This is a genomic window from Shimia sp., from assembly GCF_041624275.1.
Lineage (GTDB): Bacteria > Pseudomonadota > Alphaproteobacteria > Rhodobacterales > Rhodobacteraceae > Shimia.
In genome coordinates this window covers 1-10,603 of sequence record NZ_JBFJVE010000102.1, presented here as the reverse complement: position 1 = coordinate 10,603, position 10,603 = coordinate 1, and the positions used below count along the sequence as shown (strand labels likewise).

At 65.1% G+C, this 10,603-nt stretch carries 13 protein-coding genes; all 13 read right to left on the bottom strand.

Annotated elements, in window-relative coordinates:
• A partial coding sequence (locus ABZD10_RS09475; RefSeq protein WP_372886063.1) for an FAD-binding oxidoreductase occupies positions 1 to 251 on the bottom strand: 251 nt, incomplete at its 3' end.
• A gap of 12 nt (positions 252 to 263) precedes the next feature.
• Positions 264 to 725 (bottom strand): 1,2-phenylacetyl-CoA epoxidase subunit PaaD, encoded by a 462-nt coding sequence (gene paaD / locus ABZD10_RS09470; RefSeq protein ID WP_372886062.1) that lies wholly within the window; start codon positions 723 to 725, stop codon positions 264 to 266.
• A gap of 93 nt (positions 726 to 818) precedes the next feature.
• Positions 819 to 1,583 carry a 1,2-phenylacetyl-CoA epoxidase subunit PaaC gene (gene paaC, locus ABZD10_RS09465; RefSeq protein WP_372886061.1) on the bottom strand — a complete coding sequence of 255 codons (765 nt, stop codon included), beginning with the start codon at positions 1,581 to 1,583 and terminating at the stop codon, positions 819 to 821.
• Entirely contained in the window at positions 1,583 to 1,867 is a 285-nt protein-coding gene (paaB, locus tag ABZD10_RS09460; protein ID WP_372886060.1) for a 1,2-phenylacetyl-CoA epoxidase subunit PaaB, read from the bottom strand. Before paaB ends, paaC begins: the two co-directional genes overlap by 1 nt.
• A 21-nt stretch (positions 1,868 to 1,888) precedes the next feature.
• On the bottom strand, positions 1,889 to 2,878 hold the full coding sequence (gene paaA / locus ABZD10_RS09455) for a 1,2-phenylacetyl-CoA epoxidase subunit PaaA (protein ID WP_372886059.1): 990 nt from the start codon (positions 2,876 to 2,878) through the stop codon (positions 1,889 to 1,891).
• 18 nt (positions 2,879 to 2,896) lie between these two features.
• Complete coding sequence (gene pcaF / locus ABZD10_RS09450) at positions 2,897 to 4,099, bottom strand: 3-oxoadipyl-CoA thiolase (RefSeq protein ID WP_372886058.1); 1,203 nt, start codon at positions 4,097 to 4,099, stop codon at positions 2,897 to 2,899.
• A gap of 228 nt (positions 4,100 to 4,327) precedes the next feature.
• Positions 4,328 to 4,966: a maleylacetoacetate isomerase gene (gene maiA, locus ABZD10_RS09445; protein ID WP_372886057.1), complete on the bottom strand. Its 639-nt coding sequence runs from the start codon at positions 4,964 to 4,966 to the stop codon at positions 4,328 to 4,330.
• 84 nt (positions 4,967 to 5,050) lie between these two features.
• Complete coding sequence (locus ABZD10_RS09440; protein ID WP_372886055.1) at positions 5,051 to 5,596, bottom strand: VOC family protein; 546 nt, start codon at positions 5,594 to 5,596, stop codon at positions 5,051 to 5,053.
• Between the two features lie 4 nt (positions 5,597 to 5,600).
• Positions 5,601 to 5,807, bottom strand: a complete 207-nt coding sequence (locus tag ABZD10_RS09435) for a DUF2783 domain-containing protein (RefSeq protein ID WP_372886054.1) — start codon at positions 5,805 to 5,807, stop codon at positions 5,601 to 5,603.
• A 1-nt stretch (position 5,808) separates the two neighbouring features.
• Positions 5,809 to 7,422 (bottom strand): FAD-dependent oxidoreductase, encoded by a 1,614-nt coding sequence (locus tag ABZD10_RS09430; protein WP_372886053.1) that lies wholly within the window; start codon positions 7,420 to 7,422, stop codon positions 5,809 to 5,811.
• A 152-nt stretch (positions 7,423 to 7,574) separates the two neighbouring features.
• Positions 7,575 to 8,525, bottom strand: a complete 951-nt coding sequence (locus ABZD10_RS09425; RefSeq protein WP_372886052.1) for an MBL fold metallo-hydrolase — start codon at positions 8,523 to 8,525, stop codon at positions 7,575 to 7,577.
• A gap of 90 nt (positions 8,526 to 8,615) precedes the next feature.
• Positions 8,616 to 9,872: a fumarylacetoacetase gene (fahA, locus tag ABZD10_RS09420; protein WP_372886050.1), complete on the bottom strand. Its 1,257-nt coding sequence runs from the start codon at positions 9,870 to 9,872 to the stop codon at positions 8,616 to 8,618.
• A gap of 82 nt (positions 9,873 to 9,954) precedes the next feature.
• Positions 9,955 to 10,603: homogentisate 1,2-dioxygenase domain-containing protein (locus ABZD10_RS09415; RefSeq protein WP_372886049.1), on the bottom strand; the 649-nt coding region annotated here is incomplete at its 5' end.

Sequence of the window (10,603 nt, the reverse complement as noted above, 5' to 3'; positions counted from 1 at the left end):
GCCCAGGTCGAGAAGGCGCCGCCCTCGACCCGCTTGATGCCGACCTGAAGAATGCCCTCGTTCCTGCCGGCGCAGATCGAATAGGAGCGGCGCAGCTCTTCACCGTCGAAATCGCGGCGGAAGGTCAGGTACTGGCCCTGGATGAAGTCGAAGTCGTCAGCGGCGCCATTGGCGGGCTTCAGGGTCACGACGACGGCGTCGCGGATGGTCTTGTGGATGTCGGTGACTTCCAGATCGTGAAAACGTGCCATGGGGCTCCTCCCTCAGATGCACTTGAAATATTCGAAAGGCTCGAGGCAGTCGGTACACCGCCACTGGGCCTTGCACGGGGTCGAGCCGAACTGGCTCAGCTTCTCGAGATGGTTGCCACCACAGCGGGGGCAGCGTTTGGGGCCGCCCGCCGGTTGCGGCGGCGCGATCCCGTATTTTTCCAGAGCGGCGCGGGCCTTGTCGGACATCCAGTCGGTGGTCCATGCGGGGGCCAGCTGCTGTTTCAGTTCGATCTTGTCGAGGCCGCAATCACGCAGCTTGGTTTCGATGTCCATGTTGATCATCGAGGTGGCCGGGCAGCCGGAATAGGTCGGCGTGACCGAGACCACGCAGGTTTCGCCGTGGAATTCCACGTTCCGGATGATGCCGAGATCGACGAGGGTAATCACCGGGATCTCGGGGTCGGGGATGGTCCCGAGCCAGTCCCAGACCTGTTTCACACTTGGTGTCGTCATGATCCAAACCTTTCCCGTCCCGGGCCCGACCCGGGGTCTCGAACTGTTGCCTGAAGTCCCGGCGTTGAGGCCGGGACACGGGGCCGCGTCAAATCACCATTCGCTGCCGGGATAGGCGCGTTGCAGCCATTGCATCGAGGTCAGAAGATGGCCCAGATGCTCGGTGTGCATGTAGCCGGTGCGCCCGCCCTTGTGGCTGAAGCTGCTGCCGGGAATGGTCAGCGTGGCGTCACTCAGAACCCGGGTGACCAGCGCATCGTAATCGGCCCGCAAACTGGCAGGGTCGGGCGCGATCCCGGCCTCGGCCAGCACCGCGTCGACCGCGTCGCTTTCGAACATCTCGCCGACATAGGGCCACAGGTAGTCCAGCGCCGTCTGCATGCGGGCATGGCTTTCCTCGGTGCCGTCACCGAGCCCGACCACCGTGTCGGCCGAGCGTTCGGCGTGATAGGCGACCTCTTTCGAGGCCTTGGCCGCGATCGCCGCGATCTGCGGGTCGCTGGATTGCATCAGCCGGCCCATCAGCACCGACTGAAAGGCGTCGAACAGGAACTGGCGCAGCAGGGTGCGGCCGAAATCGCCGTTGGGCAGCTCGACCATCAGCACGTTGCGGAAATCCCAGGCATCGCGCAGGAAGGCGAGGTCGTCGGCGGTTTTGCCTTCGCCCTGCACTTCGGCGGCGTACCCCAGCCACATCTGGGTCTGGCCGATCAGATCCAGCGCGGTGTTGGCGAGCGCGATGTCCTCTTCGAGAATGGGCGAGTGGCCGCACCATTCCGAGACCCGGTGCCCCAGCACCAGGGTGTTGTCGCCCTGGCGCAACAGGAACTGCAGGAGATGTTGCTTGTCGACGGTCATCACATGTTCCCCACTTCTTCGGGGATGTCGAAAAAGGTCGGGTGACGATAGACCTTGGACTCCGAAGGTTCGAACAGCGGGCCCTTGTCGCCCGGCGCGGTGGCGCTGATGTGTTTGGCTTCGACCACCCAGATCGACACGCCCTCGTTGCGGCGGGTATAGACGTCGCGGGCGTTCTTGATCGCCATTTCGGCGTCGGGGGCGTGCAGGCTGCCGACATGGCGGTGGCTCATGCCATGCTGACCGCGGATGAAAATCTCCCAGAGGGGCCATTCGTTTTTCATGATCTCAATCCTCCTCGAGGTTCACTCTGCCGCCACTTTGGCGGCTTTTTTCCTGGCGTGGGCCATCAGCCCGTCACGCACCCATTGCCCGTCTTCCCAGGCCTTGACCCGGTTCTGGAGACGGTCGACGTTGCAAGGGCCGTTGCCCTTGATGACATTGAAGAATTCCGACCAGTCGGGGTCCGAATAATCATAGTGGCCGCGTTCCTCGTTCCATTTGATGCCCGGGTCGGGCAGGTCGAGGCCGAGGTATTCGATCTGCGGCACGGTCTGGTCGATAAACTGCTGGCGCAGCTCGTCGTTGGACTTGACCTTGATCTTCCAGGCCATCGACTGATCCGAATTGGTCGATTCCGCGTCCGTGGGGCCGAACATCATGATCGCCGGGAACCACAGGCGGTTCACCGCGTCCTGCGCCATCTTCTTCTGTTCCGGCGTGCCGAAGGCCATTTTCATGATCGCGTGATAGCCCTGGCGGGCGTGGAAGCTTTCTTCCTTGCAGATGCGGATCATGGCGCGGCTGTAGGGGCCATAGGAAGTGCGTTGCAGCGCCACCTGGTTGACGATGGCGGCGCCATCCACCAGCCAGCCCACGGCGCCGATGTCGGCCCAGTTCAGGGTCGGGTAGTTGAAGATCGACGAATATTTCATCCGGCCTTCGTGCAACAGGCGCACCAGCTCGTCGCGGCTTTCGCCCAGGGTCTCGGCGGCGGAATAGAGATAGAGCCCATGGCCCGCCTCGTCCTGCACCTTGGCCAAGAGGATCGCCTTGCGCTCGAGCGTCGGGGCGCGGGTGATCCAGTTGCCCTCGGGCAGCTGGCCGACCACTTCCGAATGGGCGTGCTGACCGATCTGGCGGATCAGGGTGCGGCGGTAGTCATCCGGCATCCAGTCGCGCGGTTCGATCTTGATGTCATTGTCGATCTTGTCCTGAAACGCGCGTTCCTGGTCCGTCATCTCCTCGCGGGATTTGACGCCCTTGGACGCGGTCTTGATCATCTGTGCATACATATCGGTCTCTCCTCCCGATCAGACACGTTCAAGGATCAGGGCGGCGCCCTGTCCGACTCCGACGCACATGGTGCAAAGCGCATAGCGCCCGCCGGTGCGTTGCAATTGATAGGCGGCGGTCAGCACCAGCCGGGTGCCGGTCATGCCCAGCGGATGCCCGATGGCAATGGCGCCGCCGTTGGGGTTCACATGGGCGGCGTCATCGGCCACCCCGAGCGCGCGCAGGCTGGCAAGCCCCTGGCTGGCAAAGGCCTCGTTCAATTCTATCACATCCATCTGCTCGATGCCGAGCCCGGCGCGGGCCAGCACCTTCTGGGTGGCGGGCACCGGGCCGATGCCCATGACGCGCGGCGCGACCCCGGCGGCGGCCATGCCGACGACGCGGGCCATCGGTGTAAGGCCGTTCTTGGCGGCGGCGGCCTCGTTGGCCATCAGGATCGCGGCGGCGCCGTCGTTGACGCCCGAGGCGTTGCCGGCGGTCACGGTCTTGTCGGCTCCGTTCACGCCCTTGAGGCCCGAAAGCTTCTCGGCGCTGGTGCCGGGGCGGGGGTGTTCGTCGCTGTCGACGACAAGGGGGTCGCCCCTGCGCTGCGGCACCTGGACCGGGGTGATCTCGTCCTTGAAGATCCCGGCCTCCTGCGCGGCGGCCCAGCGGGCCTGGCTGCGGGCGGCAAAGGCGTCCTGATCGGCGCGGCCGATGCCGTAATCCTCGGCCACGTTGTCGGCGGTCTCGGGCATCGAATCGGTGCCGTATTGCGCCTGCATCTTCCTGTTGACAAAGCGCCAGCCGATGGTGGTGTCATAGACCGCATTGGCGCGCGAGAAGGCGCTGGTCGCCTTGGGCATCACGAAGGGGGCGCGGCTCATGCTTTCGACGCCGCCGGCGATGGCCATGTCGTAGTCGCCGGCCCGGATGCCGCGCGCCACCATGCCCACCGCGTCCATGCCGCTGGCGCAGAGCCGGTTGACGGTGCTGCCCGGCACCTCCACCGGCAGGCCGGCCAGCAGCGCCGCCATGCGCGCCACATTGCGGTTGTCTTCGCCGGCCTGGTTGGCGTCGCCATAGATCACGTCGTCGATCGAGGCCCAGTCGACATCCGGGTTGCGGGCCATCAGCGCCGCGATCGGCAAGGCCGCCAGATCGTCGGTGCGGATCGAAGACAGCGCGCCGCCGTAACGTCCGATCGGGGTGCGGGTTGCGTCGCAGATGAATGCGTCCATGGATGTCGCCCTTGTTGCTTGCGTCGGTGAAATTAGCCGACCGTATGGTCGGGATAAGTCGGTTTGCGATTCGTTGCAAGTAAAAGTGTTACACAAATTCAGTATTGCGGGCGTTTTTGTAACTTAATGGCGCAGCGTCCGGCCACGACCGACGCCGCCCGGGGGCGAGGGCGCCGGGGCGGACAGCTGCAACTGAAAGGGCAGTGGCGATTGTAAGGCGTGCGCCGCTCAGGCGGGTTTCACCGCTTCGGGGCGGGCGGCGGCAAAGGCCGGATGCGCGGCGCAGGCGGTTTCGACGGCAGCGATGCGCGGGCAATCCGAGACATCGACGTTCCAGCGGCGGGCATTGTAGAGCTGCGGGATCAGGCAGAGATCGGCAAGGCCCGGCGCGGCGCCGCCACAGAAAGGGGCCGGCGGGCTTTGCGCCAGCAGCGCCTCGAAGGCGCGCAGGCCGGGGGCAATGAAATGCCGCATCCAGTCGGCGCGGGCCTCGGGGTGATCCGGCATCAGGTCGGCGACATGCCCGGCGACGCCGAGGTTGCAGACCGGGTGCACATCGACCGCCAGCGAATGCGCCAGCGCCCGCTGCTTGGCCGCCGCGACCGGATCGGCGGGCAGCAGGCCCAGCTGCCGGGTCTGGTCGAGATAGTCGAGGATCGCCAGCGACTGGGTGAACCGCTGACCGTCGATCTCGAGCACCGGCACCAAGCCTTGCGGGTTGCGGGCCAGATGCGCCGGCGCCTTATGCGCGCCCGCGACCAGATCGACCGGCACCCTGCGATAGGCGATGCCCGCGAGGTTGAGGGCAATGCGCAGACGGTAGCTGGCCGAGGAGCGCCAGTAATCGTAGAGGATGGTTTCGGTCATATCGCCTGCCCTGCTCGGCTTCCACCCGGCCCCGCGGGGCCGGATGGGGGAGTGTAACGCATGAAGCTTGCCAAGTTAACTAAATTATAGGTCCTTGTTGAGCTCTTTGGCGTGCAGCCAGTTGGCATGCTGCGGTGCCTTCTTGGTGCGGCTCCATTCCTCCAGCATGTCCCATTTGACTTCGTCCATGCGCGCCAGCAGCGCCTCTTCCTCGGGGTCCGGGCAGGCCAGTTCGACGCGGTGGCCATTGGGGTCGAAGAAATAGATCGAATGGAAGATCGAATGGTCGGTGACGCCCAGAACCTCGACGCCATTGGCTTCGAGATGCTCTTTGAATTCGATCAGCGTGGCGCGGTCCTTCACCTTGAAGGCGATATGTTGCACCCAGATCGGGGTGTTGGGGTCACGGCCCATTTCCGGCTTGGTCGGCAGTTCGAAGAAGGCCAGCACGTTGCCATTGCCGGCATCGAGGAACAGATGCATGTAGGGGTCGGGCTCGTGGGTCGAGGGCACATGGTCTTCGGCGATGGCGAGGACAAAGTCCATGTTCAGCATCTTGCCGTACCATTCGACGGTTTCCTTGGCGTCCTTGCAGCGATAGGCGACGTGGTGGATTTGTTCGATTTTCATGGGATCAGTCCTTTTGGTTGGGCGCGGCGGCGGCCAGCGCCTGCGAGAGGATTGCGCGGTCTCCGATATGGTTGGCCAGGATCAGCACCAGCCGCGCGTTGAGCGCGTCGCTGGCGGCCTTGTCGAGTCCTTCGTGGGCGGCCAGAAGCTCGGCGTAGAAGTCATCCGCGCCGGGGATGTTCGGGGTCAGGGTCAGGGTTTGGTCCGACATCTTATTGCTCCTTGCCGATGGCACGGCGGATGGCCGCGCGGATCTGGGTGTCGTCATAGGCGGGGCGGCGGGCCGCGACATGCTGGTCGGGGCGGATCAGGTAGACGCCCGAGGGCGCGTCGCCGAGATAGCGCGCTTGCAGCATGCCGGTCGGATCGTCGGCGGTGCTGAGCGCCAGACGGGTCACGGTGATGCCGCTTTCCTCGATCTCGTCGGGGGCCTCGGCGTTGATGGTGAGCAAGGTGAACCTGTCGCCCAGCCTGGGCAGCAGATAGCCATCGCCCAGGGGCAGGTCGGGGCAGGGGCTGCCTGGGCGGCTGCGGGCCGGGCCGTCGAGGGCATCGGCCGAGTTCAGCGGCGAGCCGTCATAGGTGCAGGGCACCGAGAGGCGGCCCGAATTGACCAGCGGGCGGGCGAATTCATATTGCTCGGACAGGTCGAGAACCGCGTCGCGCAAGACCCGCGAGATTTCCGATTTCGGGGTGATGAAATCGGTCGACCGCGAGGAGTTGAGGATGTTCTCGTCGGCGCCGTGGATACGCTCGAAGTCGTAGGAGTCGAGCAGCGCCTCGTCGGCGGTGCCGTCGAGGATCAGCTTCAGTTTCCAGACCAGGTTGTCGGTGTCCTGCAGGCCGGAATTGGCGCCGCGGGCGCCGAAGGGCGAAACCTGATGCGCGGCGTCGCCGGCGAACAGCACCCGGCCCTTGCGGAAGGTTTCCATGCGGCGGCACTGGAAGGTGTAGATCGAGACCCATTCCAGTTCGAACTCAACCTCGTCGCCGAGCATCGCCTTGAGGCGCGGGATGACGTTTTCGGGTTTCTTTTCTTCTTCCTTGTCGATGTCCCAGCCAAGCTGCAGATCGATGCGCCAGACGCCATCGGGCTGTTTGTGCAACAGCGCCGACTGGCCCCGGTTGAAGGGCGGGTCGAACCAGAACCAGCGTTCGGTGGGGAACTCGGCCTCCATCACCACATCGGCGATCAGGAAGTTGTCTTCGAAGACGCGGCCGACGAAATCCAGCCCCATCATGGCGCGGATCGGCGAGGTGGCGCCGTCGCAGGCGATCAGCCAGTCGGCTTCGAGGCCGTACTGGCCCTCGGGGGTGTCGACGAGAATGGCGGCATGGTCGCCCTTCTCCTCCACCTTCAGCACCCTGTTGCGGCCACGGATTTCGATCGGCGCGCCGGCCTGCTGCAATTCGCGGACCCGGTTCACCATGTATTCTTCGAAATAATACTGTTGCAGGTTGATGAAGGCCGGGAACTCGTGGCCGTCCTCGGGCAACAGGTCGAACTGATAGACCTGGCGTTCGTCGAAGAACACCTTGCCGATGTTCCATTCGACGCCCTTGTCGACCATCGGCTTGCCGCAGCCGAGGCGGTCGAGGATCTCGAGCGGCCGCTTGGCATAGCAGACGGCGCGGCTGCCGAAGCTGACCTTGTCGTTGTCATCCAGCACCAGCACCTCGATGCCCTGCTGGGCGAGGTCGATGGCCGCGCCGAGCCCGATCGGCCCGGCGCCGACCACCACCACCCGGTGGCGCGCCGGTGTGGCGGCGTCCTGATCCGCGCTGCGCGCATAGGCGTAGAGCGGGATTTCGAAGATCTTGTTCATTGGGTCTCCTCCCGAATGAAAGTTTCGTCTGCGCGTATCTTTCCTGTCCGCGCGCCAGGGGGCAGCGCGCGGCTGTCGTGATTTGAGGCCTCCGGCGGGGATATTTGCAGCAAGAGAAAGCCGCGTTGCGCCCCGCCGGGGGAAGGGGGTGATCAGCCCTGCAGCTGGGCCCACATGTCGAGATCGCGCTCGGCGGTCCAGATGCGGGGGGTGTCGATGCCGCGCGCCTCGTCATAGGCGCGGGCGACGTTGAAGGGCAGGCAGTGTTCGTAGATCGCGTAATCGGCGAATTTCGGATCGCATTCGGCGCGCACCGCGTCCCAGGCTTGTTTCAGCGAGCCGCCACGGGCGGCGACCCTGGCGGCCGGGGCGTAGGTGCTGTCGACGAAATCGCGGGTGCTGGCGATGGCGCGGGCCACGGCCTCTTTGCCGATCAGCGCGCCGCCACGGCCGGGGGCGATGGCATCGACGTCATAGGCGGCGATATTGTCCAGGGTCCGGCCCCAGTCGCCGAAGTGGCCGTCGCCGCAGTAGCAGGCCGAGTGGTCCTCGACGATGTCGCCGGTGAACATGACATTCTGGTCCGGCACGTGGATCACCGCGTCGCCGGCGGTATGGGCGCGGCCGATCTGCTTGATGTCGACGCGGCGGTTGCCGAGGTAGACGGTCATCGCATCCGAGAATGTGGTGGTGGGCCAGGTCAGGCCGGGGATGCTCTCATGGCCTTCGAAGAGGCGCGGGAAGCGTTGGAATTCGCTGTCCCAGTCTTCCTGGCCGCGTTCGACCACCATGGCGCGGGCCTTGTCGGACATGATGATCTGGCTTGCGCCGAAGGCCGAGGCGCCGAGCACGCGCACGGCGTGATAATGGGTCAGCACCACATGGGAGATCGGCTTGTCGGTGACGCTGCGCACGCAGTCGATGACTTTCTGTGCCAGGCGCGGGGTGGCCTGGGCCTCGACGATCATCACCGACTCGTCGCCGATGATGACGCCGGAGTTGGGGTCGCCCTCGGCGGTGAAGGCATAGAGCCCGTCACCGATCTCGTCGAAGGTGATTTTTTTTTCGGTCATGTCGCCCTGGGATGCGAATGCTTTGGCCATGATGCGGTTTCCTTGCTTGGGGTGCGGAGCGTGCAGGCACGCACCCGACGGGATGGGGGGAGGGGGCGTGATTTCTCGCCCCCCTCGGGGTCAACGTGCGTAGGGGTCTTCGAGAGCCGGCAGCAGGGTGCCCACGCAATCTCCGAAGCCGATGGTGAAGCCATCGCCGCGGGCATTGCCGATCAGGGTCAGCGTGTCACCGTCGGCGATGAAGCTGCGGGCTTCGCCGGTGTCGAGGGTGAGCGGCTCCTTGCCGCCCCAGCTGAGCTCGAGCAGCGAGCCGCGGTTTTGCTTTTCCGGCCCCGAGATGGTGCCCGAGCCCAGGAGATCACCGACGTTCATCGGCGAGCCGGCGGTGCTGTGATGCGCCAGCTGCTGGGCGGCCGAGTAATACATCTCGTTGTAGTTGGTGCGGGCGATGGTGGTGGCGGGTTTGCCTTCCGGGGCCAGGGTCACTTCGAGGTCGATGTCATAGAGCATCGGGCCGCAGTCCTTGATGTGGTCGAGCAGCTCGAACTCGCGTTCGGGCGTGTCACAGCGGAACGGCTCGAGCGCCGCCTTGGTGACGATCCAGGGGCTGATCGAGGTGGCGGTGGCCTTGGCCTGGAACGGGCCCAGCGGCTGGTATTCCCAGGCCTGGATGTCGCGCGCCGACCAGTCGTTCAAGAGCACGTAGCCAAAGATGTTGTCGTCGGCCTCCTGAACGGTGATCGGGCGGTCAGAGGCGGTGCCGACGATGGCGCCCATTTCCAGTTCGATGTCGAAGCGGGCGCTGGGGGCCCAGCGGGGCATCTCATCATTGGGCCCCTTGAGCTGGCCCCAGGGGCGGCGCACCTCGGTGCCCGAAACATAGACCGAGGAGGCGCGGCCATTGTAGCCGATGGGGATGTGCAGCCAGTTCGGCGGCAGGGCGTTTTCCGGGCCGCGGAACATGGTGCCGACGTTGAAGGCGTGGTGGCGGCCGGCGTAGAAATCGGTGTATTCGCTGACCGCGACGGGCATGTGCAGCGTCGCCTCGGCCATCGGCACCAGGCAGGCTTCGGCGGCGGCCCGGTCGGCGCTGCCCTCGGCGAGGATCTCGATCAGCCGGGCGCGCAGGGCCTTCCATGCTTCGGAGCCGAGATCCATGAAGTCGTTCCAGTAGGGCACGTCGAAGACCGGGGAGTCCGAGACCGCGACCAGGCCGGCCTCTTCGGCGGCATAGAGGTCAAGGATCATGTCGCCGATGGCGACGCCGCAGCGCTCTTCGGTGCCGGCGGTGGAGAACACGCCGTAAGGCAGGTTGTTCAGGGGGAAGGGGTGGGCCGCGTCATTGGCCGAGGTCACCCAGGATTTCATCAGGGGCATCTGGTTTCCTTTGATGAACGGTGCGTGCAGGCACGCACCCTACGAGTTGGGGCTAGGGTGCGTGATGTCACGCACCGCTGTGTCATTTCTTGCCGGCGGTGCCGTCGAACTTCTTTTCGAGATCCGACCAGCAGTCGATGTAGTCGTCCTGCAACGGGGCGTCGTTGGCGGCAAAACCTGTGAGGTGCTGCGGGAAGCGGGTCTCGAACATGAAGGACATGGTGTTGTCGAGCTTGTCCGGGCCGAGGTTGGCGTTGGAGGCGCCTTCGAAGGCGGTCTTGTCGGGCCCGTGCGGCAGCATCATGTTGTGCAGGCTCATGCCGCCGGGGACAAAACCCTGCGGCTTGGCGTCGTACTGGCCGTAGATATTGCCCATCAGCTCGGACATGATGTTCTTGTGATACCACGGCGGGCGGAAGGTGTCTTCGGCGACCATCCAGCGTTCGCGGAACAGGACGAAGTCGATATTGGCGGTGCCGGGCTGGCCAGAAGGCGCGGTGAGCACGGTGATGATCGACGGGTCGGGGTGGTCGAACAGGATCGCGCCGACCGGGCAATAGGCGCGCAGGTCGTATTTGTAGGGCGCGTAGTTGCCGTGCCAAGCCACCACGTCAAGCGGCGAGTGATCGATGGCGCAGCGGTGGAACTGACCGCACCATTTGACGGTGAGCGTGCTGGCGGCTTCCCGGTCCTCGAATGACGCCACCGGCGCCTTGAAGTCACGCGGGTTG

Excerpts from the sequence above, each read along its gene's own strand:
- paaD (WP_372886062.1), bottom strand. The coding sequence starts at position 725 with ATGACGACACCAAGTGTGAAACAGGTCTGGGACTGGCTCGGGACCATC.
- paaC (WP_372886061.1), bottom strand. The coding sequence starts at position 1,583 with ATGACCGTCGACAAGCAACATCTCCTGCAGTTCCTGTTGCGCCAGGGC.
- paaB (WP_372886060.1), bottom strand. The coding sequence starts at position 1,867 with ATGAAAAACGAATGGCCCCTCTGGGAGATTTTCATCCGCGGTCAGCAT.
- paaA (WP_372886059.1), bottom strand. The coding sequence starts at position 2,878 with ATGTATGCACAGATGATCAAGACCGCGTCCAAGGGCGTCAAATCCCGC.
- pcaF (WP_372886058.1), bottom strand. The coding sequence starts at position 4,099 with ATGGACGCATTCATCTGCGACGCAACCCGCACCCCGATCGGACGTTAC.
- maiA (WP_372886057.1), bottom strand. The coding sequence starts at position 4,966 with ATGACCGAAACCATCCTCTACGATTACTGGCGCTCCTCGGCCAGCTAC.
- ABZD10_RS09440 (WP_372886055.1), bottom strand. The coding sequence starts at position 5,596 with ATGAAAATCGAACAAATCCACCACGTCGCCTATCGCTGCAAGGACGCC.
- ABZD10_RS09435 (WP_372886054.1), bottom strand. The coding sequence starts at position 5,807 with ATGTCGGACCAAACCCTGACCCTGACCCCGAACATCCCCGGCGCGGAT.
- ABZD10_RS09430 (WP_372886053.1), bottom strand. The coding sequence starts at position 7,422 with ATGAACAAGATCTTCGAAATCCCGCTCTACGCCTATGCGCGCAGCGCG.
- ABZD10_RS09425 (WP_372886052.1), bottom strand. The coding sequence starts at position 8,525 with ATGGCCAAAGCATTCGCATCCCAGGGCGACATGACCGAAAAAAAAATC.
- fahA (WP_372886050.1), bottom strand. The coding sequence starts at position 9,872 with ATGCCCCTGATGAAATCCTGGGTGACCTCGGCCAATGACGCGGCCCAC.